The 24,723-nt window shown below is 70.9% G+C and carries 18 protein-coding genes; 10 read left to right on the top strand and 8 right to left on the bottom strand.

Features of this window, described 5'->3' with window-relative positions; genetic code table 11:
- Positions 1–9: 9 nt before the first annotated feature.
- Positions 10–297 carry a lipid-A-disaccharide synthase N-terminal domain-containing protein gene (locus STVA_RS19720; protein ID WP_123695779.1) on the top strand — a complete coding sequence of 96 codons (288 nt, stop codon included), beginning with the start codon at positions 10–12 and terminating at the stop codon, positions 295–297.
- 10 nt (positions 298–307) lie between these two features.
- Here STVA_RS19720 and STVA_RS19725 read toward each other — a convergent pair whose 3' ends face one another.
- The 6 genes from STVA_RS19725 to ykgO all read right to left on the bottom strand — a co-directional run bounded on the left by STVA_RS19725 (position 308) and on the right by ykgO (position 5,311).
- Complete coding sequence (locus STVA_RS19725; RefSeq protein ID WP_123695777.1) at positions 308–730, bottom strand: type II toxin-antitoxin system VapC family toxin; 423 nt, start codon at positions 728–730, stop codon at positions 308–310.
- A gap of 6 nt (positions 731–736) precedes the next feature.
- The gene (locus tag STVA_RS19730; protein ID WP_123695775.1) at positions 737–970 is read right to left on the bottom strand and encodes a FitA-like ribbon-helix-helix domain-containing protein; all 234 of its coding nucleotides are present in this window, start codon (positions 968–970) and stop codon (positions 737–739) included.
- A gap of 59 nt (positions 971–1,029) precedes the next feature.
- Complete coding sequence (glcF, locus tag STVA_RS19735; protein ID WP_123695773.1) at positions 1,030–2,328, bottom strand: glycolate oxidase subunit GlcF; 1,299 nt, start codon at positions 2,326–2,328, stop codon at positions 1,030–1,032.
- 8 nt (positions 2,329–2,336) lie between these two features.
- Complete coding sequence (gene glcE / locus STVA_RS19740; protein WP_123695772.1) at positions 2,337–3,554, bottom strand: glycolate oxidase subunit GlcE; 1,218 nt, start codon at positions 3,552–3,554, stop codon at positions 2,337–2,339.
- Positions 3,554–5,038, bottom strand: a complete 1,485-nt coding sequence (locus STVA_RS19745) for an FAD-linked oxidase C-terminal domain-containing protein (protein WP_123695770.1) — start codon at positions 5,036–5,038, stop codon at positions 3,554–3,556. Before STVA_RS19745 ends, glcE begins: the two co-directional genes overlap by 1 nt.
- Before the next feature lie 147 nt (positions 5,039–5,185).
- Positions 5,186–5,311 carry a type B 50S ribosomal protein L36 gene (gene ykgO, locus STVA_RS19750; protein WP_123695768.1) on the bottom strand — a complete coding sequence of 42 codons (126 nt, stop codon included), beginning with the start codon at positions 5,309–5,311 and terminating at the stop codon, positions 5,186–5,188.
- Positions 5,312–5,506: 195 nt separating this feature from the next.
- Between ykgO and STVA_RS19755 the strand changes: the two genes are divergently transcribed.
- From STVA_RS19755 to STVA_RS27740, 3 genes are read left to right on the top strand one after another with little or no spacing between them, the layout of a single operon-like run.
- Positions 5,507–6,037, top strand: a complete 531-nt coding sequence (locus tag STVA_RS19755; protein ID WP_170216770.1) for an invasion associated locus B family protein — start codon at positions 5,507–5,509, stop codon at positions 6,035–6,037.
- Positions 6,034–7,173, top strand: coding sequence for a hypothetical protein (locus STVA_RS19760; protein ID WP_142235829.1), 1,140 nt, complete (start codon positions 6,034–6,036; stop codon positions 7,171–7,173). The genes STVA_RS19755 and STVA_RS19760 overlap by 4 nt, the downstream gene beginning before the upstream one ends.
- Entirely contained in the window at positions 7,170–7,976 is an 807-nt protein-coding gene (locus tag STVA_RS27740) for a hypothetical protein (protein ID WP_170221607.1), read from the top strand. Before STVA_RS19760 ends, STVA_RS27740 begins: the two co-directional genes overlap by 4 nt.
- A 152-nt stretch (positions 7,977–8,128) precedes the next feature.
- On the opposite strand, the gene STVA_RS19770 is transcribed toward STVA_RS27740, so the two are convergent.
- Positions 8,129–11,635, bottom strand: coding sequence for an Rne/Rng family ribonuclease (locus tag STVA_RS19770; protein ID WP_123695764.1), 3,507 nt, complete (start codon positions 11,633–11,635; stop codon positions 8,129–8,131).
- Between the two features lie 529 nt (positions 11,636–12,164).
- Between STVA_RS19770 and STVA_RS19775 the strand changes: the two genes are divergently transcribed.
- Positions 12,165–14,669 (top strand): penicillin-binding protein 1A, encoded by a 2,505-nt coding sequence (locus STVA_RS19775; protein ID WP_123695762.1) that lies wholly within the window; start codon positions 12,165–12,167, stop codon positions 14,667–14,669.
- Positions 14,670–14,764: 95 nt separating this feature from the next.
- Positions 14,765–15,881, top strand: a protein-coding gene (gene prfB / locus STVA_RS19780) for a peptide chain release factor 2 (protein ID WP_123695760.1) whose coding sequence is annotated in 2 segments (ribosomal slippage) — positions 14,765–14,833 and positions 14,835–15,881 — 1,116 coding nt in all. Because the reading frame shifts where the segments join, the coding sequence is not laid out codon by codon here.
- Positions 15,882–15,894: 13 nt separating this feature from the next.
- On the opposite strand, the gene STVA_RS19785 is transcribed toward prfB, so the two are convergent.
- Positions 15,895–19,086 (bottom strand): YhdP family protein, encoded by a 3,192-nt coding sequence (locus tag STVA_RS19785; RefSeq protein WP_170221608.1) that lies wholly within the window; start codon positions 19,084–19,086, stop codon positions 15,895–15,897.
- Positions 19,087–19,207: 121 nt separating this feature from the next.
- Between STVA_RS19785 and STVA_RS19790 the strand changes: the two genes are divergently transcribed.
- The 4 genes from STVA_RS19790 (at position 19,208) to STVA_RS19805 (ending at position 24,723) form a co-directional block, all read left to right on the top strand.
- Positions 19,208–22,192 carry a bifunctional [glutamine synthetase] adenylyltransferase/[glutamine synthetase]-adenylyl-L-tyrosine phosphorylase gene (locus tag STVA_RS19790; RefSeq protein ID WP_123695756.1) on the top strand — a complete coding sequence of 995 codons (2,985 nt, stop codon included), beginning with the start codon at positions 19,208–19,210 and terminating at the stop codon, positions 22,190–22,192.
- A complete protein-coding gene (gene bcp, locus STVA_RS19795; protein WP_123695753.1) occupies positions 22,189–22,653 on the top strand; it encodes a thioredoxin-dependent thiol peroxidase in 465 nt (154 codons plus the stop codon). Before STVA_RS19790 ends, bcp begins: the two co-directional genes overlap by 4 nt.
- 140 nt (positions 22,654–22,793) lie before the next feature.
- A complete protein-coding gene (locus STVA_RS19800; protein ID WP_170216768.1) occupies positions 22,794–23,417 on the top strand; it encodes a TetR/AcrR family transcriptional regulator in 624 nt (207 codons plus the stop codon).
- A gap of 124 nt (positions 23,418–23,541) precedes the next feature.
- On the top strand, positions 23,542–24,723 hold the full coding sequence (locus STVA_RS19805; RefSeq protein ID WP_123695746.1) for an efflux RND transporter periplasmic adaptor subunit: 1,182 nt from the start codon (positions 23,542–23,544) through the stop codon (positions 24,721–24,723).

Here is a 24,723-nt window from a genome sequence, read left to right on the forward strand (position 1 = left end):
GGCCCCGCGATGGATTTCGACATTCCGACCTTCTGGCTGATCATCGGCTTCGCCGGCCAGGCACTCTTCTCGGCTCGCTTCTTCGTCCAGTGGATCATGAGCGAGAAGCTGAAGAAGAGCGTGATCCCGGTCGCCTTCTGGTACTTCAGCGTCTTCGGCGGCATCACCCTGCTGGCCTATGCCATCCACCGCGAGGACCCGGTCTTCATCGCCGGCCAGGGTCTTGGCCTGCTCGTCTATGCCCGCAACCTGTGGTTCATCTGGAAGGAACGGCAAGAGGGGAATGCGGCCTCATAGGGCATCCCCCTTATCGCCGACTGGCTACATCCAGCGGCGCCACTACCCCTTGCCACGCAGTGCCGCGGACGACCGCACACAGACGAGAATCGGCTGTCACCATCGGAATACCTAGATTCCTGGCAGCGATCAGATAGACGCAGTCATAGACCGGATGACGCAGGCTCGCCGCCAGTTCAAATGCGGCAACGGTGATGGGAGCCGTCGGAATCAAGGAATGAAAGACCATTTCCAGGCCTTTCAGCGCTCCGGCTGCGTTCTCTGCCGTGATCTCGCCTCGGCGATTGCAGCGCCATAAGGCGTTGGCCACTTCCGGCAGAATGATGTCCGGCGCGACGAGATCATCGCCCCCACCAACGATGGCCCGGGCCTGCTCGGAATCGGCTTCGTCCAGATACCACTTGCAGGCGATCGACGCGTCGATGAGGAGCATTGCCGCCTACCGTCGTTCCCGCTCCTCCCGGATGACGTCCGTACTGTCGACGGTGATGCGCCCACGCGTCGTTGCGCGAATTCGGTCCATCTCCGCCAGGAGCTGCTCCCGGTTCGGTCTGGCGGCCTCCTGCAGGATCTCCCTCACCTGTTGCTCCAGCGACAGGTTGGCGAGCCTTGCTCGATGCTTAAGCCGCTCGATCACCAGATCGTCGAGATTGCGGACCAGAATCTGCCCCATCGAAGAGCCTCGAATTGCAGTGCTATCGCGATGATAGCTGATCCGAAACAGGTCGACAATCAGGCCGCCAGCGATCCCAGCTTCTCCGGCCGCGGGCCGCCCGTGGCCCAGTCCAGCAGTTCCACCGTATGCACGACCGGGGTGCCGGTTCCCGATGCCAGTTGCGTCATGCAGCCGATGTTGCCGGTGGCGATGACGGCCGGGACCGTAGCGGCGAGGTTGGCCAGCTTGCGGTCGCGCAGGCGGGTCGCCAGTTCCGGTTGCAGCAGGTTGTAGGTGCCGGCCGAGCCGCAGCAGAGATGGCCCTCGGCCGGCTCCGACACGGTGAAGCCTGCCGCCGCCAGCAGCGCCTTCGGCGCCTCGCGCACGCGCTGGCCGTGCTGGAGCGAACAGGCGGCGTGGTAGGTCACGCGCACGGGCGGCAGTTCCACCCGCGGGCCGAGACCCAGCCCCTCGACGACCTCCGAGACGTCCTTGGCCAGGGCGGACACCCGCGCGGCCTTGTCGGCCCAGGCCGGGTCGCCCCGCAGCATGAAGCCGTAGTCCTTCACCGTCGTGCCGCAGCCCGACGCGTTGACGACAATGGCGTCCAGCCCCTGCCCCTCGATCTCGCGTGTCCAGGCGTCCACGTTGGCGCGGGCCTGGTCGAGTGCCGGATGCTCGCGGCCCATATGGTGGACCAGCGCGCCGCAGCAGCCGGCGCCCCGGGCCACCACCACCTCGCAGCCGAGCCGTGTCAGCAGGCGCACGGTCGCCTCGTTGATCGCCGGGTCCAGCACCTTCTGGGCGCAGCCTTCGAGCAGGGCAACGCGCTTGATGCGGGGGGCCGTGGCAGGGAAGGTGCGCGGCCCTTCCTGCGCCGAGGGCCCGGGAACGTTGCGTGGCACCATGCGGAACATGGCGCCGATTCGCCCCGGCAGGCGCCGGCCGACCGGCCCCGCCAGGGCCGCCCCCGCCAGTGCCAGGCGGAACGCCAGCGGCCGCGGCAGGACGAAAGCCAGCAGGCCGCGCAGCACGCGGTCGGGCCAGGGCCGGCGGCCCGTCTCCTCGATATGACGGCGGGCGTGGTCGACCAGGTGCATGTAGTGCACGCCCGACGGGCAGGTCGTCATGCAGGACAGGCAGGAGAGGCAGCGGTCGATGTGCGGTACCACGTCCTCGGTCGCCGGCCGCTCGTTCTCCAGCATCTCCTTGATGAGATAGATGCGGCCGCGCGGGCTGTCGCGCTCGTCGCCCAGCAGCACATAGGTCGGGCAGGTGGCGGTGCAGAAGCCGCAATGGACGCAGGCGCGCAGAATCTTGTCCGCCTCGGCGATATCCGGGTCGGCCAGCCGCGCGAGGGAGAAGTTGGTCTGCATGCCGGGGCCTAGAGGTCGGCGGCCATGCGGCCGGGGTTGAGGATGCGCCGCGGGTCGAACTGGTCCTTCACCCGGCGCGCGAGCGCGGCCAGCCCGGCCGGCTGGGGATGAAACGGCGGCACCACGGCGCGCACGGCCTCGGGCGCGCGCAGCAGGGTGGCATGGCCGCCGACCGCGTCCACCGCTGCCCGCACGGTCCGCGCACCGGCATCACCGGTGGCAGCCGTCGCCAGCCAGACCAGCCCGCCGCCCCAGTCGAACAGGGTTTCGCACGCCAGGTCGCGGGCGATCGCGGCGGCGACGCCGGGCCCGTCCATGGGGGCGACCGACAGGCGCCAGAGGGCAGCCCCTGCATCGGGCAGCAGGCTCGCCACGTCGCGGATCTCGGCCCACAGGCGGGCCGAACGCATGGAATGCAGTTCCTCGACCGCGCCGCGGGCACCCAGCAGCTCGCGCAAGGCAGCGCAGCGCACGGCGACCGAGGGCTCCGGCCCCTCGACCCGCACGGCCGTCACCGAAACGCCGGCCGCACGCACGAAATCGACAGTGGAGCGGGCCGCCACGGCGGCCGGCAGATGGGCGGCCGACGCCACCTCGTGCGGGCTGCCCAGGGCTGCCGCCATCGCCGCCGTCGCCGCCACGGCATCGGCCCCGAACAGCAGCACGGTGCGCGTCTTCTCGGGCACCGGCAGCACCTTGAAGGTGACGAGGTGCAGGGCCGCCAGCGTGCCGTGCGAGCCCGCCACCAGCTTGCACAGGTCATAGCCGGTGACGTTCTTCACCACGCGGCCGCCGGACTTGAAGGCTTCGCCACGACCGCTGACCGCCTCGAACCCCAGGAAATGGTCGCGCGCGGCCCCGGCCTTGATGCGGCGCGGGCCGGCGAGGTTGGTGGCGATCACCCCGCCGATCGTCTGTGCGCCGGCCGGCCCGCCATAGAGCGGGCCATGGTCGGGCGGCTCGAAGGCCAGCATCTGGCCGCGCGCGGCCAGTTCGGCCTCGATCGCCGCCAGCTTCGTGCCGGCGCGGGCCGACATCACCAGTTCCTCGGGCTCGTAGAGGGTGACGCCGGTCAGGCCGGACAAGTCGAGCGTCGTCGCGGCCTGCATCGGCCGGCCCAGGCCGCGCTTGGTGCCGGCACCCACCAGTTCCAGCGGCGCGCCGTCGGCCAGCGCGCCCGCAACCATCTCCGCCAGGCGGGCGGGGTCGTCGGGGGTGAGGATCATCAGAAGCGCGGCAGGTCGGGAAAGGGCAGCTTGCCGCCCGAGACATGCAGGCGGCCCAGCTCGGCACAGCGATGCAGCGTCGGGAAGACCTTGCCGGGGTTCAGCAGGCCGTCCGGGTCGAAGGCGCATTTCAGGCGCTGCTGATGGGCCAAATCGGACTCGTTGAACATCGTGCCCATCAGGTCGCGCTTCTCCACCCCCACCCCGTGCTCGCCGGTCAGCACGCCGCCGACCTCGACGCACAGGCGCAGGATGTCGGACCCGAAGGCCTCCGCCCGCTCCAGCTCGCCCGGCTTGTTGGCGTCGTAGAGGATGAGCGGGTGCAGGTTGCCGTCGCCCGCATGGAAGACGTTGGCGACGCGCAGGCCATGCACGGCCTCCATCTCGCGCATGCGCGACAGCACGAGCGGCAGGCGGTGGCGCGGGATGGTGCCGTCCATGCAGTAATAGTCGGGGCTGATGCGGCCGACGGCAGGAAAGGCCGCCTTGCGCCCGGCCCAGAAGATCAGCCGCTCGGCCTCGGTCTCGCTGATGCGCAGCGTGACGGAGCCCTGGTCGCGGGCGATGGCGGCCACGCGCTCGATCAGGTGGTCGACCTCGGCCTTGGGCCCGTCCAGCTCGACGATCAGCAGCGCCTCGACGTCGCGGGGATATCCCGCATGGACGAAATCCTCGGCCGCATGGATGGCCGGGCGGTCCATCATCTCCATCCCGCCCGGGATGATGCCGGCGGCGATGATGGCGGCGACGCAGCCGCCGGCCGATTCGCTGGTGGGGAAACCGATCAATACCGCGCGCGCTGTCGCCGGCTTGGGCAGGATGCGCACCGTCACCTCGGTGACGACGCCCAGCAGCCCTTCCGAGCCGATGACGATACCGAGCAGGTCGTAGCCTTCCGAATCGAGATGGCGGCCGCCCAGGCGGATCACCTCGCCGTCGATGGTGACGATCTCGACGCCCAGCACGTTGTTGGTGGTCAGCCCGTATTTCAGGGAATGCACGCCGCCCGAATTCTCGGCCACGTTGCCGCCGATGGTGCAGGCGATCTGGCTCGACGGGTCGGGCGCGTAATAGAAGCCCAGATGGGCCACGGCCTGGGAGATGCCGAGGTTGGTCACGCCCGGCTGGACGACGGCGCAGCGATTGTCGGCGTCGATCGACAGCACGCGGTTGAAGCGGGCCATGCCGAGCAGCACCCCGTCGGCCAACGGCAGCGCGCCGCCCGACAGCGACGTGCCGGCGCCGCGCGGCACCACGCGCACCTGGTTGGCGCCGCACCAGCGCATGACTTCGGCCACCTGCGCCGTCGTCTCCGGCAGGACGACGACCAGCGGTAGCTGGCGATAGGCGGTGAGCCCGTCCGACTCGTAGACGCGCATGCCCTCGGCACGATCGATGACCCCGCCGGGCACGATCGCCCGCAGGGCCGCTACGATCTCGTCCCGCCGCGCCATGGTGGCACGGTCGGGCTCGGGCATCAGCATGGACGACCCCTCCCCTGGACGCTGGCCTGCGGCCGTCCCGTTTCGGGGGCTGGCCGCTGCCGCCTAATATATCACAGGCGGCAGGGTAGCGGCTGGGCGGGCGGGGTCAAGCGCGGGCGGCGCCACACCGTCGCCCGCGGCCGGGCTTCAGCCCTGGCGGGCCTTGAAGCGCGGGTTGGTCTTGTTGATGACGTAGACGCGACCCTTGCGCCGCACGACGCGGCAATTCTTGTCGCGCTTCTTCATCGACTTCAGAGAGTTGACGACCTTCATCGCAAAATCCTCGAAGCCCGCGCCGGAGGGCGGGCGGAAAAAGAGCGCGGACCATAGTGACGCCCCCCACCCAAGTCAACGACCCGAAGACCGCATTTCGGGTGATTTCATTGGCCAACTGCGGTGCGGGGCGGTGGCGAAGCGCCCATTTAGCGACTAGATAGCGGTATGTCGAATCTCCTGACCCGAACGGCCATGCGACCCATTCGCCCAATGGCAGCCGCCGCCGCCCTGCTCGCCCTTGCCGGCATCGCCGCCCCGGCCACCGCCCAGCAGCGCGGCCAGCAGCCGCCGGCCGCTGCACCGGCCGCCCCCCAAACCTTCGGAAGCTGGCTGCGCGGCTGCGAGCGCTCCGGCCGGACCGAGATCTGTTCGCTCCGCCAGCTCGTGGCGCCGACCGACAGCCCGCGCAACCCGATCCTGGCCGTCGCCATCGGCCGGCTGACGTCGGACCGCAAGATGGCGATGGTCTTCAAGCTGCCCGTCAGCATCAATCGCGAAGCGGGCATCGGCTTCCGCATCGACGAGAGCCCGGTCATCTCGATTCCCGTCCAGGGCTGCGACGCTGGCGCCTGCACCGCCGCCATGACGCTGGACGACGAGATGCAGAAGCGCCTGCGCGGCGGTACCAAGTCCGTCGTGATGTTCCGTTCGCCCCAGGGGGCAGCCGCGGTCCTGCCGCTGTCGCTCCAGGGCCTGACGCGCGGCCTGGCCTCGCTGAAATGACCGTGGCGGCCCGCCTGGGCGGGCTGGCGGCGGCGGTCCTGATGGCGCTTGCGCTGCCGGCGGCCGGCCAGTCCACGCCCGCCGCCGACGCGCTGACCCGCCTGCTGGGCCCCCTGGCGCCCCAGGGCGTGATCGGCAGGGCGGGCGACTGGGAAATGGCGATCGTCGACGACGCCTATGTGCTGGCCAATCGCTCGTCGCCCTACGGTGCCCGATTCGTTTCGATCGCCGCCCCGGCCGGCCCGCTGGCGCTGGCGGCCGAGGTGCGCAGCGAGCCCGGCAACGCGGCGGCCGACGCACTCGTCGGCGCCGGCCTGCTGTTCGACGTGCAGGGTGCCGGCGCGGCGCGGCGCTTTTCCATGGTCCTGGTCGAGCGCACGGGCGAGATCGGCCTGTTCCGCGGCGACCAGAGCGGGCTGAACAAGGTCGAGACGCGCAAGCTGCCCGGCGCCACCGGCTTCATCCGCCTGGCCGTGGCCGAGGAGGCGGGCAAGCTGGCGATCACCGCCAACGGCATCCGCGTCGCCACCGCGCCGCTGGCGCCCACCGCCGGAACGCGGGCGGGGCTCGTTGCCGTCGGCCCCGGGCGTTTTGCCTTTCGCGCCGTTCGGGTGGGCCTCGACCCGGCGACCGTTGCGGCAACGCCCCAGCGGTTCGGCCGCGTCGAGGCCCGCCTGCCGGCCGACTGGAACGCCACCCTGTCCGACGTCGGCGCCTGGACGGCCCGGGGGCCGGGCGATGCGCGCGTCGTCTGGTGGCCGCTCCACCGCACGGGCGCCATGTCCGACGCCGACCGGGCGGAGCTGCTGGACCAGGCGATCGCCGCCCACGCGACTGGACTCGCGGCTGGACCGGCGGAGCAGCGCGCCGGCGGGCTGTCGAGGCCGCTGCTGCGCGATGGACGGCCCGTCGGCCGCGCTTGGCTCAGCGCGGTGCCGGCCGGCGACGGCGCCTCGGCCGCCCTCTTCGCGTTAGCAACCGATATGCCCGGTGATGGCCGGTCGATCGCCGGCCTGCTGGCCTCGATCCGCCTGGAGGGTGCCCCGCCCCGCCCCGGCCGGCCGCACCCCGCACCTATCGCTGGGCCGATCCCGCGGGCGGCTTCGCGGCAGAGGTGCCGCAAGGCTGGACGGTGACGGGCGGCACCCAGCCGGGCCGCGACGGCACGCCCGCCTGGGTCGTGAACCTGGCCGCCCCCGACGGCGCCACCCGCGTCTTCCTGAGCGACCCCGACCTGCCGCTGTTCCTGCTGCCGACCGAGAAGCTGAAGACGGCCGGCATCCAGGAGGGGGCAAGTTTCCGCAATTCGGACGGCACGCCCGTGCTGGTCGCGCGCCTGATGCCGGGCCTGGGCTTTGCCGAGGTGCACGGGATGCGCCTGCTGGCCGGCCGCTGCACCGACGAGCCCAAGGCCGAGTATCGCCGCCGCCGGCTCGACCTGGCGCCGATCCTGGCACTGGCCATGATGCCGACCCCGCCGCGCGGCGACCTCGAGCCGGGCGAGGTGGCACTCTCCTGCAACGGCAAGGACGGCCCGGTCGCTGCCTATGTCCTGGCCGCCACCGATGGGGCACCCGGCGACCGCGGCCAGCAGGCCTGGTCGGCACCGGTCGTCCTGGGGTTCGTGGCCCCGCGCGACGGCGTGGCCGCCGCCCTGGGCACGCTGGGTCGCCTGACCGCCAGCATCGCGCCGACATCGACGGCGCTGCTCGGCCGGGCCGAGGACCAGGGTGTGCGCTCCGAGGCGGCCGGCAAGGTGTCGGCCGCGATCAGCACAAGCTGGTGGTCGACCCACGGCCCGCGCGGCGGCGAGCCGCAGCCGGCCGCCCGCCTGTCGGGCGACCCGGCCCGCCCGGTGCTGGGCGACCGTAGCCAGCGCTGGTTTGCCGCCGGGCCGGTCGGGGGCGAGATCGACTGGCGGGCGGCGCTCGCCCCTTGATCGTCGCCCGGGCGTGACCCGAGCGGGTTGGCGTCCCAGCCTGTTCAGCGACCGGTGACGGCAAACCCCAAGCCGGCATGAGCCAAAGAAAAGCCCCGCCCGTCTGGGACGGGCGGGGCCATCTGTAGAAGCCGAGCGGCCGGGTCGGCCGGTCAGCGCGTCTCCACCAGGCGCTGCCACCAGCCCTTGCGGGCCGGGCGGGACGGCTCGTCGGCGGCCGGGGCCGCCGATACCGGCTCCGGCGCAACTGCCGCCTCGACCACCGCTGCCTCGACCACGGGCTGTGCGGCGACTGGCGGTTCCGCAGCGGCTGCGGCCTTCGGCTCGACGGGGGCCGGCTCCGGGGCAGCCGCCGGCGCCGGCTCGCTCACGGCTGCCGCCTCCGCGGCTACCGGTTCGGCCACCGCAGGCTCGGACGCCACAGGCTGGGCCATCGGCGCCTCGGGCATTGCGGCCTCGGACACGGCCACCGTTTCCGGCTCGGCCGCCACGGGCGGGTCGACGATCACGACCGGCTCGGCCGGGCCGCCGACCGGGGTGCTGTCGGTGGCCGGGGCCTCGGCGGCGGGCGCCGCCGGGGGCTGCGGCTCGGGCAGCGGCAGCGGCAGGTTCAACCGCCAGGGATCCTCGGCCGGGACGGCCGGGGCCTGCGTCGCCGGCCGGGTCGCGGCCTGCTCGCGGTTGATCTCGATCGCCTCGAACAGGGCCTCGACCGCATCGCGGGTATTCAGCGGCGGCCGGATGACCGGCCGGGCCAACAACTCGGACTGGCGCGGCTCAGACTGGCGCGGTTCGGGCTGACGCGGCTCTGGCTGACGCGATTCGGGGGGACGGGCATCCGGCTGGCGAACTTCGGGGGCAGCGGCCGCCTCGGTCGCTGCCGACGCCTCGGCACCGGCCTCGGCCGTCGCGGCCTCGCCCTCGCCGCCCGCCTCGTCCTCGCGCCGGGTCCGCCGGCGACCGCCACGGCGGCCACGACGGCGGCGGCGGCGTGCCTGCTGCTCCTCGTCATCGCCGGCCGCCTCGGCACCGGGCTCGCCGCCCTCTTCCTCGTCGTCGCCGTCCTCGGCCTGGGCCGCTTCGCCTTCGGCCGGCGGTGCGTCGCCGGCCCCCGGGGCTTCGCCGGCCACAACGGTCTCCGCCTGGCCATCGCCTTCGGCCTGCCCGTCACCCTCGCCACGGTCCTCGGACTGGGCGCGCTCTTCACCCGGCCGCTCATCGCCCTGCCGTTCGTCGCCCTGCCGTTCATCGCCCGGGCGCTCGTCACGGCGACGGCGGCGGCGGCGGCGGCGGCGGCCACCATCGTCGTCCTCGCCGCCGGCCTCGCCCGCGGCACTCTCGCCCGCATCGGCGGCGGCGTTCTCGGCCGCGGCCTCCTCGGCCTCCTCCTCGTCGGCTGCTTCCTCGTCGGCGATGTCGAGGTCGTCATCCTCCGGCACGACCGGCAGGGGTGCCGGCAACGGCGGCGCCTCGCTGGCGGAGCGGACGCGCAGCTTCTCCAGCCGGTAGTCGGGCGGGATCAGCTCGTCGTCGCGGTCGATGATGACGTCGAAGGCATAGCGGCGCTCGATGTCGGACAGGGTCGCGCGCTTCTGGTTCAGGATGTAGAGCGCGACCGACGTCGGCACGATCACGCGGATCTCGGCGCTGCGGCGGCGCAGCCCCTCCTCCTCGATGGCGCGCAGGACGTGCAGCGCGGTCGATTCGGTGGAACGGATATGGCCGGTGCCGCCGCAATGCGGGCAGGGCTGGGTCGAGGTCTCGAAGATGCTGGGGCGCAGGCGCTGGCGCGACAGCTCGAGCAGGCCGAACGGGCTGATGCGACCGATCTGGATGCGGGCGCGATCGACCTTCATCGCCTCCTTCAGGCGGCGTTCGACGGCGTGCTGGTTGCGCCCCTCCTCCATGTCGATGAAGTCGATGACGATCAGCCCGGCCAGGTCGCGCAGGCGCAATTGGCGCGCGATCTCGTCGGCGGCCTCGAGGTTGGTGCGGTAGGCCGTCTCCTCGATGTTGCGCTCGCGGGTCGAGCGGCCGGAGTTGACGTCGATCGCGACCAGGGCCTCGGTCGGGTTGATGACGATGTAGCCGCCGGACTTCAGCTGCACGACCGGGCTGTGGATCGCGTCGATCTGCTGGTCGATCTGGAAGCGGTTGAACAGCGGCACGCCCGGATCGCGATACGGCTGCACGCGCTTGGCGTGGCTCGGCATCAGCATCCGCATGAAATCCTTGGCCTCGCGATAGGCGTCCTCGCCCTCGACCAGGATCTCGTCGATGTCGCGCGAATAGAGGTCGCGGATCGCGCGCTTGATCAGCTTGCCTTCCTCGTACACCAGCGCCGGTGCCGTGGACTGCATCGTCAGCTCGCGGATCTCGTCCCACAGGCGCAGCAGGTATTCGAGGTCGCGCTTGATCTCGGCCCGCGTGCGCTCGCTGCCGGCGGTGCGCACGATGACCGACATGCCCTCCGGCAGCTGCATCTCCTCGATCAGGGACTTCAGGCGGCGGCGGTCGACGGGATTGACGATCTTGCGCGAGACACCACCGCCGCTACGGCCGGCGTTCGGCATCAGTACGCAATAGCGGCCGGCCAGCGACAGGTAGGTCGTCAGCGCCGCGCCCTTGTTGCCGCGCTCTTCCTTCGTCACCTGCACCAGCAGGATCTGCCGGCGCTTCACCACTTCCTGGATCTTGTACTGGCGGGTGTTGCGCTGCCGGCGGCGGCGCACGTCTTCCAGCTCGTCACCACCCAGCGTCTCGATCGCCTCGGCCGCCTCGACCCGCTCGGACTCCTCTTCGGCCGTCTGCGGCGGGGCGGGCTCCAGCGGCTCGAACGCGGTCGCCCCATCCTGGAGCGTGCCGTCCTGGTGCGCGCCATCTTCGGCCGCGGACGACTCGTCACTCGCGGCAGATGCCTCGTCGTGGTCGTGCCCGGCTTCCGGGATCGGTGCCGCTTCCGCAGCGGGCGCTTCCTCGGGGTCGGTGTCGGCCGCCTGGATCACGGCTGCGGGCTGCGCCTCGACCGGCGCCTGCTCGGTGGACTCGGCCGCGAACGGCTCGGACCGCAGGCTGGGGACGAACAGCCCCTCGGCGGTCGGCATGGCCGGCGTCGGCCGGGCATCGCCGCCGTCGCCTTCGGCGGCCTCAGGCGCCGCGGCCTCCGGCTGGTAGCCGGCGGACAGGCGATGGTCCCACGCCGGGGCATCGCTCTCATGCGACTCGCCACCGGCCGCTTCCTCGCGGTGCTCGGCGCGCGACTCGTCGCCATCCTGGCTCTGGGCCTCGCGGCCGCCGCCGTCGCGACCGCCGCGGCGCGGGCGCCGCTGCCGCCGCCGGGGCTCGGCCTCGAACTCATCGTCGTCGTCATCGTCGGCGGCATGCTCGGCGAGCAGCGCCTCACGATCGGCGACGGGGATCCGATAATAGTCGGGATGAATCTCGCTGAAGGCCAGGAAACCGTGCCGGTTGCCGCCATACTCGACGAAGGCAGCCTGCAGCGACGGTTCTACCCGGGTGACCTTGGCGAGATAGATGTTCCCCTTGACCTGCTTCTTGGTGGACGTCTCGAAATCGAACTCTTCCAGACGGCTACCGGAAAGGATGACCACCCGTGTTTCTTCGGGATGGGTGGCATCGATCAACATGCGCTTGGCCATACGGCGTGAACTCCGCGCAGCGCCGCGCCCGACCCGCGCGAATGACGGGCCGGAGGGCGCCGAGATTGACGAAGCTGTGGCTGCCGGGGGCCGCAACGCCGAACGACTTGCTGTGGCAGGCCATGGCGGGGCTCCCTGTCTCCTAGCAGCCCGGTCGAACGCGTCGGCCGGCAGCTTCTTGGTTTCGGACGGTCATCGCAGCGATCCTCGGTCCGCAGGGCGGTCGCCGTCCGGCCACGGGCCTGGGGCGGTTCGCCGCCGCACGGACGCCGCGTCGGGGCGATCCCGGCGAGCGGCGGACTGCGACTTTTTCGCAACAGTAGAATACAGCCGTGCCGGAAGATTCACAACCGGTCATTCGATGGGGCTATAGAGCGCGCCCTGCGGGGAACGCGCCGTCGATCTGCCGCATTGTCGACGCAGACTCTCGAACCAAGTTCTTGGCTCTCGAACCAATTTCCTGGTTCGGCCGTCTTAGAACCCGTCGCGCCGACCAACCCTGCCCGATTAGCCGAGTAGCCGACTGACCATGCTCCGGATTGCCCGCCTGTTCCTGTTCCTGATGCTGGCCCTGGGCGTCGTTGCCGCAGGTGCGGGCTACTTCGTCTTTCAGCACTACACCCGCGACCTTCCCGACTATCAGCAGCTTGCGGCATATGACCCGCCGATGGTCACCCGGGTGCAGGCCGGCGACGGCCGGATGCTGGCGGAATTCGCGATCGAGAACCGGGTGTTCGTGCCGATCGGCGCCATCCCCAAGCGCGTCATCCAGGCCTTCCTGTCGGCCGAGGACAAGAATTTCTATACCCATCCCGGCATCGACCTGCAGGGGATCATCCGCGCCGCCGTGCAGAATGCGCTGGCGCTGGGCAGCAACAAGCGGCCGATCGGCGCATCGACCATCACCCAGCAGGTGGCCAAGAATTTCCTGCTCACCAACGAAGTTTCGTTCGAGCGCAAGATCAAGGAGGCCGTCCTGGCCTACCGGATCGAGCAGTCGTTCAGCAAGGAACGCATCCTCGAGTTGTACCTGAACGAGATCTATCTCGGCTACAATTCCTATGGCGTGGCGGCGGCTGCCCTCAACTACTTCAACCGGCCGCTGGACGAGCTGACGGTGGCGGAGGCCGCCTATCTGGCAGCCCTGCCCAAGGCGCCCAACAACTACCATCCCCTGCGCCGGCCGGAGGCCGCCAAGGGCCGCCGCGACTATGTCATCGAGCGCATGGCCGAGGACGGCGTCATCACCCGCGAGGAGGCGACGGCTGCCATCGCCAGCCCAATCGAGATCCGCTCGCGCACCGAGGCCGAGGCCGTGCGCGCCGACGTCTTCGCCGAGGAGGTCCGCCGTGACCTGATGCGGCAGTTCGGCGAGAAGGCGGTCTATCGCGGCGGCCTCAGCGTCCGCGCGACCCTCGACCCCGTGATGCAGACCCATGCAGAGGCGGCATTCCGCGATGGGCTGGTCGCTTATGACCGGCGCCATGGCTGGCGCGGCCCGATCACGAAGATCACCGTTCCGCCCGACACCAAGGGCGACCCGTGGAAGACCGCGCTGGCCGCCGTGCCGCATCCGCCGGGCCTGGCGCCCTGGTCGCTGGCGGTAGTCCTGCAGGTATCGCCGGGCGAAGCGCGCATCGGCTTGGCCGACGGCACCCGCGGCCGCATCCCGGTCGACGAGGTACGCTGGGCGCGGCCATCCCTCGACGACCAGAAGCTGGGGCCGGCCATTCGCGGCATGCAGGACGTGGTGGCGGTGGGTGACGTCGTCGCCGTCGAACGCGCCGCCGCCGCCCCGGCGGCCCCCGCCCGGCGCGGCCGCAACCAGGCCGCCCCCGAGGCGCCCGCCGTCGAGACCGATCGCTTCACCCTGCGCCAGATGCCCAATGTCTCGGGCGGGCTGGTGGCACTCGACCCGCACACCGGCCGGGTGCTGGCAATGGTGGGCGGCTTCAGCTTCGAGGGCTCGCAGTTCAACCGCGCGACCCAGGCCCAGCGCCAGCCGGGCTCGGCCTTCAAGCCCTTCGTCTACATGGCGGCCCTGGAATCGGGGATGCCGCCCAACACCATCATCCCCGACAGCCCCTTCGTCTTCGAGCCCGGCCCCGGCCAGGAGCTGTGGCGGCCCGGCAATGCCGACGGCCGCTTCCTGGGCCCGGTGCCGATGCGCGTCGGCATCGAGCGCTCGCGCAACCTGATGACCGTGCGCCTGGCCGAGCAGATCGGCATGAAGAAGGTGGCCGACGTCGCCAAGCGCTTCGGCGTCTTCGACGAGATGAACACCTCGCTCGCCACCTCGCTCGGCGCCGGCGAGACGACGCTGCTGCGCATGGCGACCGCCTACGCCATGATCGTCAACGGCGGGCGCAAGGTGACGCCGACCCTGATCGACCGCGTGCAGGATCGCGAGGGTCGGACCATCTTCCGCCACGACAGCCGGGCCTGCGAGGGCTGCACGACGGCCGCCTGGAAAGACGGCCTGGCCATGCCCGTGCTGAAGGATTCCCGCCCGCAGGTCATCGACCCGCAGACCGCCTACCAGATGGTGTCGATGCTGGAAGGCGTCGTTTTGCGCGGCACCGCCGGCCGGCTGGCCGCCCTGCGGCGGCCCATCGCCGGCAAGACCGGCACCACCAACGACGCCTTCGATGCCTGGTTCGTTGGGTTCTCGCCGGATCTCGTGGTCGCGACCTATGTCGGCTTCGACCGGCCGCGCACGCTGGGGCCGGGCGAGCAGGGCGGATCGGCGGCGGCACCGATCTTCCAGAATTTCATGGAGCGCGCGTTGAAGGGCGTGCCGGCGGTGCCCTTCCGCGTGCCGCCGGGGCTGCGGCTGGTGCGGGTCGACCGCGCGACCGGCGCGCTGGCGGGGCCGGGCGATTCCAACAGCCTCATGGAGGCCTTCAAGCCCGGCACCGAGCCCACGGTCGACGGCCCCGCCTATATCTCGGGCGTGGGCAATGCGCTCGACGCCGGCGGCATGCCCGGCATGCGCCCGATCGCGCCGGTGTCCGCTCCGAGTGGCATCTATTGAGCGCGCCCGCTATATAGGCGCCGCACCGCCGGGCCACGCCCGGCACCGATCACGAGGCCGGGCAATGCCCGGCCCGCAGACCGAGGAACCAGCGCATGCGCGCGGAACTGCAAGCAGATGTCGAGGCGATCCGTGGATCGCTCGGCCTGCTGAGGAGGCATCTTTGACTGGGATCAGGCCCTCCGGCGTTTGGCCGAGCTCGATTCCCTCGTCGAAAACCCCGACCTCTGGAACGATTCGGAGCGCGCCCAGACGCTGATGCGCGAGCGCACGCAGTTGCAGGCTGCGGTCGCAAGCTGCCGGGAGATCGAGAGCGGCCTGGACGATGCCGTCACCCTGATCGAACTGGGCGAGGCCGAGGGCGACGCCGATACGGTGACCGAGGGCGAGACGGCGCTCCGCAACCTGAAGGCGCGCGCGGCCAAGGCCGAGCTGGCGACCCTGTTGAGTGGCGAGGCCGACCAGCGCGACGCCTACATGGAAGTCCATGCCGGCGCCGGCGGCACCGAGTCGCAGGACTGGGCGCAGATGCTGCTGCGCATGTACGTGCGCTGGGCCGAGCAGCACGGCTACAAGGTCGAGTGGATGGAGGAAAGCGACGGCGAGCAGGCCGGCATCAAGTCCGCCACCGTCCGCATCGAGGGTCCCAACGCCTATGGCTGGCTGAAGACGGAGAGCGGGGTCCATCGCCTGGTCCGCATCTCGCCCTTCGACAGCGCGGCCCGGCGCCATACCAGCTTCGCGTCGGCCTGGGTCTTCCCGGTCGTCGACGACCGGATCGACATCCAGATCGACGACAAGGACCTCAAGATCGACACCTACCGGGCGTCGGGCGCGGGCGGCCAGCACGTCAACAAGACGGAAAGCGCCATCCGCATCACCCATGTGCCCAGCGGCATCATCGTCGCCTGCCAGGTCGACCGGTCGCAGCACCGCAACCGCGCCATGGCGATGGACATGCTGAAGGCGCGCCTCTACGAGGCCGAGTTGCAGAAGCGGGAAGCTGCGGCCGACGCCGAGAACGCGCTGAAGACCGACATCGGCTGGGGCCACCAGATCCGCTCGTATGTGTTGCAGCCCTACCAGATGGTGAAGGACCTGCGCACGTCGGTGGAAACGTCCAACGTCGATGCCGTCCTGAACGGCGACATCGACGCCTTCCTGGAAGCTTCGCTGGCCTCGCGGGTCGGCGTGCCGCGCGACGGCGGATAGAAGCCGGTTCTCGTCAGGGCGGCGGCTTCACGCCGTCCTGACGGAAGTCCGGCGCCACGCCGCCGCCGCTGCTGCTGCGCGGGTCGCCTGCTTCCAGGAACGGGAACAGCTTGCGCAGGATGCCGGGCGCCAGCGCGCTCAGCGGGTTGACCGAGATGCCGGGATCGTCGAACGGCCCGGCCATGCGGAAATTGGCGGCGAACACGCCCTCGTCCTTGCCGCCCGCCAGCAGGGTGCCGAGGATCGGGATGTTGCCCAGCAGGTTGTTCAGCGTATAGGCCGGCACCAGCGTGCCCTCGATATCGAGGGTGGAGGCATTGGTGTCGACCACGCCCTCGAACGTGCCGCCGATCGCCCCGCCATAGGCGCGCCCCTGGCGCAGGGTCAGCACGCCGCCTTTCAGCACATAGTCGAAGCGCAGGTCGGCAAAGGGCAGCCCGTCGCCCTGCAGCAGGCTGGCCATCGAACTCAGCGACAGCACGCTGAACAGCTTGGCCGCCGCCGGCGCCTTGACCAGGCGATAGTCGGCGCCGCGGACCGTGCCCGTGACGGTCTGCGCCAGCCCGGTGCCGGCGATGACCCCCTCGACCCGCAGCGTGCCGCCGCGAAAGGTGTTCCGCCCGGCGAAGGCCGACAGGATCGTGCCGAAATCGTCGGTCTCGGCCACCAGCCGGTCGCGCCCGTCGCCCAGCGGCGTGATCGCCGCCGCGATCGCCCCGCCCCGCGCCAGCCGGCCATTCAGTTGCCCGCGCTTGCGGCCGGCGGCGTCGATGTCGATGGCGCCCGCGACCCCGGTCAAGTCCCGCCCCTCGCCCAGCAGCACGCGGTCGAAACGGCCGGTGACGTGGAGCGGCTTGCGCGCGCCGCCAGCCGCGGATGCGCCATCGGCTTCGAGCAGGGGCACGGCATCCAGCACGGGGCCGCGCATATCGGCCGCATAGCCCTGCCCCCGCGGCCGCACGCGGCCCGCGAGCCGGGTGCGGCCCAGGATCCCTTGCTGGACGTCGAGCACCCAGTCCGGCCCGGTATAGTCGATGGCGCCGTCGAAGCTAAGGCCGGGGGCTTCCAGATGCAGCTTACGGATATGCTGCAGGTCGCCGGCCACGAAGTCGAACGCCAGCTCCGCCTGGGCCGCCACGCCCGGGGGCTTCGACCAGCCGGCCTCGGCGATGGTCAGCGTGGCCGGCTTCAGGTCGGCCTTCAGCAGCAGTTCGCTGCGGCGCTGAAGCCGGCTCCGATAGAGCAGGTCGACGTCGGCCGGACCGCGCAGCCAGGGGGGATAGTCGTAGCCGAAGCGCTGGCGCGCGGCCTCGTCCATCCGGCCCTTCAGCGTGTACTCGCTGCCGATGGGCGCGTTGGCGGCGAAGATCTCGCGCCCGGTGATGGTGACCGGGACGCCCAGCAGCATGCCGGTGCCCGATGCCTCGAGCTTGTCCTTGTCGACCTCGAAGGCGAGTTCGGCGTCGGTCAGCCGCCAGTCGCGGACGCCGGCCGGCAGCGCCCCCTTCTTCACCTGGGCGGTGATCTTGAGGCGAACATCGTCCATGCGCAGCGATTCGATCGCCGGAAACGCAAAGGACATGCGCACGGTGGAATCGCCCGACACGTCGGCCGGGCGCAGCCCGAAGCGGGCGAGGAAACCCAGCCGCGGCCGGTCGATCACCTCCAGTGCCTCGCGCGCCGGGCCGGCGGTGCCCGCCTCGATCAGGATCTGCTGCTCGCGCTTCTGGAAATCGACGACGCGCACGGTGGTGCGGTCGACGCGCGTCTGCCGCAGCAGGGTGCCACCCGCCACATCCAGCACAAGCTGCTGATCGTCGAAGCGGGCGACGCCATGCACCTGCCGCACCGACGGCAGGCCCGGCATGTAGGTGACGGTCAGCCCCTCGTAGGAGAAGACGCCGTCCAGCTTGTCCACGCGCGCCTCGCCGCCGCCGGCCGGCAGGGTCGCCGCCACCCGGATCTGGGCATCGCGCACGCGCCCGTCGGCGATGTTGGCGACGACCCAGCGGCGGCCGCCCGGCACCAGCGACTGCGGCCAGAGCTGCCACAGGGTGGGCGTCGGCAGGTCGACGATGGCGGTCTCCATCGCGACCCGGATCGCGGGCTGCCGCCCCTCGCGCAGACGGGCGAATATGTCCGCGCCGATGCCCTCGACCTGGCCGCTGACGGCGATGCTGGGGCCGCCGAGGTCGAGAAAGAGATCATCCACCAGGATCCGGCCGCCCGCCACATCCCAGCGCAGGCCGGCGGTCCCGGCGGAAACGGCGACGGCGCCGCCCGGCAGGGCCGGATGGCTGATCCAGCCGCCATCCGCGCGGAGCGCGAAGGTGGCGGCGCGAACCATGGGGCTGCCGACATCGGCACGATCGGGAAATGCGACCTCCAGCGTCGCCTCCCCCTTCACCGGCAGGCCCAGCGCGGCAAGCTGCGCCAGCTCCGGCGCCAGCGCCGCCAGCTCACGCGGGTCGGGCACGTCGAAGGCCAGCTTCATCTCGGTCCGGCCGCCATCCAGGCGATGGACGAAGGTACCGTCGAGCCGCTGCCGCCGGGCCCCCAGGTCGATCTCGATCGACAGCGTGCCGTCCAGGCCGCGATCGCCGCGGCGGAAGACGAAGTCGCCATCCGGCAGACGCCAGGTGCGCCCCAGCTTGCGGTCGTCGACCACGATCACGGCGTCGCGCACCGACAGGCGGCGCAACTGGCCGAGCGGCCCCTGGCGGTGCGGCGGCGCCATCAACTCGCGCAGCAAGCCGTCGACGACGGACGGATCTCCCGGCCGGTCGTCATCACCGGCGATGTCGAGCCGGACGCTGCCGTCCGCATCGCGCAGCAGGTGCAGGCGGGGCTCCACCAGCTCAACCCGGGTCGGTGCGACCACGCCTTGCAGCAGGCTTTCCAGGCTGATCGAAAGGGCGACGGCCGGCACGCTCGCCACGACCTGCCCCTCGGTGCCGCGGGCGACGACCCCCTCCGCGCGCAACTCCGGGTTGCCGCTCCAGCCTTGCCAGACGATGACCGTGCGCGCGATCTCCACTTGCTGGCCGGCCGGGTCCGACAGCGCCTCCTCCAGGTAGGGGGTCAGGAACTCTACCTCGATCGGCCCGGCGGACAGGCGCCATGCGACCAGCGCCACCGCGATCGCGGCGCCGGCCAGCAATGCCCCGCAGAGTTCGAAGACCAAGCGTGCCGAACGGCGAACCAAACCCGAACCACCTCCCGAGACCAGCCGGCCCTGTGCTGCCGGCCCTCAACAGCCACACGGCTCCAATCCGGCAAGCGTCCCGGCCTTCATATGGGCCGAGCCTTGATATAGGCTGGCACCGATGCCGCTCCACGCCACCCTGAACGACCCGACGCGCCTTCCCGCTCCCGGAAACCCCGAACAGGCCGCCATCGGTCTGGAACATTGGCTGGAACGCGCCGCCGACGGCGGCGATCCCGGGCTGGCCGAATTTGCCCGTGCCATCATCCAGGATAGCACGGGGAAAGCCCTGCTGACGGCGGTTTTCGGCGGCAGCCCCTATCTGGGCGAGTGCCTTCTGGCCGAGATCGGCTTCGCTCGCCTGCTGCTGGAGGACGGGCCGGAAGCGGCGCTCGAGCTGACGCGGCGCGAGGTGGCGGCGCTGGACAGCGGCCGCGACGAGGAGGCGCTGCGCCGCGGCCTGCGCATCGGCCGGCGCCGCACCGCGCTGGCCGTGGCGTTGGCCGACATCACCGGCCTGTGGCAACTGGACGCGGTCACCGGGGCCATCACCGCCTTCGCCGAGACGGCCGTGACGCTGGCCGTGCGGCACCTGCTGCGCGAGGCCGCTGCCGCCGGTCACCTGGAACTGCCCTTCCCGGACGAGCCCGACCGCGACTGCGGCTATTTCATCCTGGGCATGGGCAAGCTCGGCGCGCGCGAGCTCAACTATTCCAGCGACATCGACCTCATCGTCCTCTTCGACGAGAACCGGGTGCGCTATGTCGGGCGCGAGGATGCCACGCGCTGCTTCGTGCGCATCACCCGCAAGCTGGTGCGCCTGCTGGAGGAACGCACGCCCGACGGCTATGTCGCGCGCACCGACCTGCGCCTGCGGCCCGACCCATCCTCGACGCCGATGGCGGTGTCAGTGCGGGCGGCCGAATCCTACTACGAGAGCATGGGCCAGAACTGGGAGCGCGCGGCCATGATCAAGGCCCGGCCGATCGCCGGCGACGTGGCGGCCGGGCAGCAGTTCCTGCACTTCCTGGTGCCGTTCCTGTGGCGCCGGCATCTCGACTTCGCCGCCGTGCAGGACATCCATTCGATCAAGCGGCAGATCAACGCCCATCGCGGCGGCGCCACCATCGCGGTCGCCGGCCACAACATGAAGCTGGGCCGCGGCGGCATCCGCGAGATCGAGTTCTTCGCCCAGACCCAGCAGCTCATCTGGGGCGGGCGCGACCCGTCGCTCCGGGCGCCGCGCACGATGGACGCGCTGGATGCCCTGGAGCGCGCGGGACGCCTGGACGCGGACGGCAATGCCGAACTGCACGCGGCCTATGACTTCCTCCGTCGGGTCGAGCATCGCCTGCAGATGGTGGCCGACCGCCAGACCCACAGCCTGCCGACCGACGATATCGAGCTGGAGCGCTTCAGCCGTTTCCTCGGCTATCCCGACCGTGCCGCCTTCGAGGTCGACCTGCTCGGCCATCTGGGCCGGGTCGAGCGGCGCTACGCCGCCCTCTTCGAGAGCGCGCCGTCGCTGGCGGCCGGGCTCGGCAGCCTCGTCTTCACCGGCCCGGAGCCGGAGCCGGACACGCTGGAAACCCTGCGCAAGATGGGGTTCCGCGACCCGGCCAGCCTGTGGCAGGTGGTCAGCAACTGGCATCGCGGCCGCTATCGTTCGCTGCGCAGCCAGCGCGCCCGCGAACTGCTGACCGAATTGAAGCCGCAACTGCTGGCGGCGCTCGCCAAGGCGAGCGAGCCCGACGCCACCTTCATGCGCTTTGACGCCTTCCTGGCGGCATTGCCGGCCGGCGTGCAGATCTTCTCGCTGTTCCAGGCCAATCCCTGGCTGCTGGATTTCGTGGCCCAGGTGATGGGCGGGGCACCGCGCCTGGCCGAGCACCTGAACCGCCACCCGGTGCGGCTCGACGCCGTCCTGGTGGGGGACTTCATGGGGCCCCTGCCCGATGCCGGGGCGCTGGCGGCGGGGCTGGCCGCCACGCTGACGCAGGCGCGGGACTTCGGCGACGCGCTCGATCTCGGCCGGCGCTGGACACACGACCAGCAGTTCCGCCTGGGCGTGCAGTTGCTGCGCCATTCCCTGGACGGCGACCGGGCCGGGGCCGGCTATTCCGCCATCGCCGAGACGGCGGTGGCCGGCCTGCTGCCGCTGGTGGAGACGGAGTTCGCCCAGCTGCACGGGCGGATCGCGGGCGGCGGCATGGTGGTGCTGGCGCTGGGCAAGCTGGGCGGCGGCGAGATGACGGTCGGATCCGACCTCGACCTCGTCACCCTCTACGAGGTGCCACCGACGGCCGAGGCGTCGGACGGCGCCAAGCCGCTGCCGATCTCGACCTACTACATCCGCCTGAACGCGCGGCTGGTGAACGCCATCACCGCCCCCACGGGCGAGGGCAAGCTCTACGACGTCGACATGCGGCTGCGGCCGTCCGGCAACAAGGGGCCGATCGCCGCCAGCATCGAAGGCTTCGCCCACTATCACCGCACCGAGGCCTGGACCTGGGAGCACATGGCGCTGACCCGCGCCCGGCCGATCGCGGGCGATGCCGGGGTGGCGGCCCGCATCATGGCGGCGGTCTGCGACATCCTGGTGCAGCCGCGCGACCCCGACCGACTGCTGGCCGACGTCGCCTCGATGCGCGCCCGCCTGCTGAAGGAGAAGCGCGCGGCCGACGGCTGGGACGTGAAGCAGCGCCGCGGCGGGCTGGTCGACTGCGAGTTCATCGCCCAGTACCTGCAGCTCCGCCACGCCGCCCTGCATCCCCAGGTGCTGAGCACCAACACGACCGAGGCGCTGTTCCGCCTGGCGGCCGCCGGCTGCCTGGACGCGGCCGCCGCCGCCGACCTCGACCAGGCGATGCGGCTGTGGCGTCGGGTGCAAAGCTTCCAGCGCCTGACGCTCGGCGAGGCCACCAACATGGCCGGGACCGGCGAAAGCCATTGCGCCGCCCTGGCGCGCTCGGCCGGCATGGCCGATTTCCCAACGCTGGAGGCGGAGATGGATCGCCTGGCCGCCCTGGCGCACGGCCATTTCGTCCGGCTGGTCGAGGAGCCGGCCAGCCGCCTCTCCATCGCCACACCCGCGGAGGTCAAATGAGCATAGATATCGGCAAGGCCGCGCCCGCCTTCACCATGCCCACCGACGGCGGCGGCAAGGTCAGCCTGGCTGCCCTCAAGGGCAAGCCCGTGGTCCTCTATTTCTACCCCAAGGACGACACCTCGGGCTGCACCAAGGAGGCCTGCGGCTTCCGCGACGCCATGCCCGACTTCTCGAAGATCGACGCCGCCATCATCGGCGTATCGAAGGACAGCGTCGCCAGCCACGACAAGTTCAAGGCCAAGTACCAGCTTCCCTTCACCCTGGCGTCCGACACCGACACCGGCGTCTGCGAGAGATACGGCGTCTGGGTCGAGAAGAGCATGTATGGCCGCAAATACATGGGCATCGAGCGCACGACCTTCCTGATCGACGGCAAGGGCATCGTCCGCGGGGTCTGGAACAAGGTGAAGGTCCAGGGCCACGTCGAGGAAGTGCTGGCGGCCCTGCAAGGGCTGTAGGCAGCGCGGGCGGCGCGCCCGATTCGCCGCCCGCCACCGCCTTCGACGACAGGCCGCGACCGGCCGGATCCGCGGCCGCCTCGCATTCGCGTGCGCGGCACTTGACCCGGCGATGGTGATGAATTATCGATTTCGTCACCTTGCAGCGCACAAACACGCCGACACAAACCCGCTCGCCGCGCCATCAGGTGCGCGGCCGCATCATTGCCAAGGCGGACGAACTGTTTCGTGCCCGTGGCTATGCCAAGACCACGATTGCCAACATCGCTCAAGAATTGGGCATGTCCACCTCGAACATCTACAAGTTCTTTTCCTCCAAGAATGCCGTCGTCGAAGCCACGGTCGAACTGAATATCGACACGCTCCGTGCCGAAGTGATGATGGCAGCACAGGAACGCGGCACGCATCTGGACCGCATCGAGAATATCGTCCTTTCGATCATCGCCCATCATCGCATCCGGTTCGAGAACGAGGCCAATCTCTACGAGCTGATCCTGATTGCGAACGAGGAAAAATGGGGCTGCATCCGCCGCTGGAAGATTCTCCTGCGCGACATAGTTACTGAACTGGTCGAGGGCGGCATGCGCGCCGGGGAATTCAAGGAAGGCAATGCGGCGGCAACGGCGGAACTGGTCCTGGATTCCCTGACGGTGTTCCTCCACCCGCTGCTGCATTCGGACTGCGCCGCCGGGGAGATGGAGCGCCGGGCGCGGACCCACCTGCGATTCCTGGGGCGGGCCATGCAGCATGCGACCCTGAATTAGTCGACATTTCTTCATAAACATCACCGCCAACCATGGACGGTGACGCGCGCGGGCCCCGCATCCTGCGCCCGTGCGCCACCAGAACGACCATGGTCTCGGTTCTTTCGACGGGGACGTCACAGTCATGAATTTCCGGGCAATCTCCGTTTCGCTGGCCGGCCTGCTGGTGCTGGCCGCCTGCGACCAGGCCCCCAAGAAGCAGGCAGCCCCGCCCCCGCCGCCCCCGGCCGAGGTGGGCGTGGTGACGCTGGCGCCGCAGAAGGTGGAGATCATCACCGAGCTGCCCGGCCGCACCGCGCCCTTCCGCGCGGCCGAGGTGCGCCCCCAGGTGAACGGCATCATCCTGAAGCGCCTGTTCGAGGAGGGCAGCCTAGTCGAGGCCGGCCAGCAACTCTACCAGATCGACCCGGCCAGCTATCAGGTGGCACTCCAGAGCGCGCAGGCGACCCTGTCGCGGGCGACTGCGCAGTCGACCGCCTCGCGCCTGCTGGCGCAGCGCTACAAGCCGCTGACCGAGGCCAAGGCCGTCAGCCGGCAGGACTATGACAATGCGGTCGCCTCGGCCCAGCAGGCCGCTGCCGACGTGGCGTCGGCCCGGGCGCAGATCGAGGCCGCGACCATCTCGCTGCAATATACCAAGGTGCTGGCGCCCATCACGGGCCGCGTCGGCCGGTCGGCGGTGACCGAGGGCGCACTGGTCACGGCCAACCAGACGGCCGCACTCGCCACCGTCCAGCAGCTCGACCCGATCTATGTCGACGTGACGCAGTCGACGGCCGACCTGCTGCGCCTGCGCCGGCAGATGGAGAGCGGCCAGCTCGAGACGGACGGGGCGGGCCAGGCCCCGGCACGGCTGGTGCTGGAGGACGGCTCGCAGTACCCCCTGCCGGGCAAGCTGCTCTTCTCGGAGGTGACGGTCAGCCCCGGCACGGGCTCGGTGACGCTGCGGGCGGAGTTCCCCAACCCCAAGGGCTTCCTGCTGCCCGGCATGTTCGTGCATGCCCGCCTCCAGGCGGGCGCCGTCTCCGATGCCCTGCTGATCCCCCAGCGCGGCGTGTCGCGCGACCAGCGCGGCCAGCCCATCGCCCTGCTGGTGGGCAAGGACAACAAGGTCGAGCAGCGCACCCTGACGGTCGACCGCGCGATCGGCGACCAGTGGCTGGTGACGGGCGGCGTTGCCGCCGGCGACCGCGTCATCGTCGAGGGCGTGCAGAAGGTGCGGCCGGGTGCCGAGGTGCGCGTCGTCGCGGCCAAGCCGGTGCCGGCTGCCGGCCAGACTGCCGCCAAGCCCGCTGCCGCGAAGTAG

This window comes from Stella humosa (assembly GCF_006738645.1).
Lineage (GTDB): Bacteria > Pseudomonadota > Alphaproteobacteria > ATCC43930 > Allostellaceae > Allostella > Allostella humosa.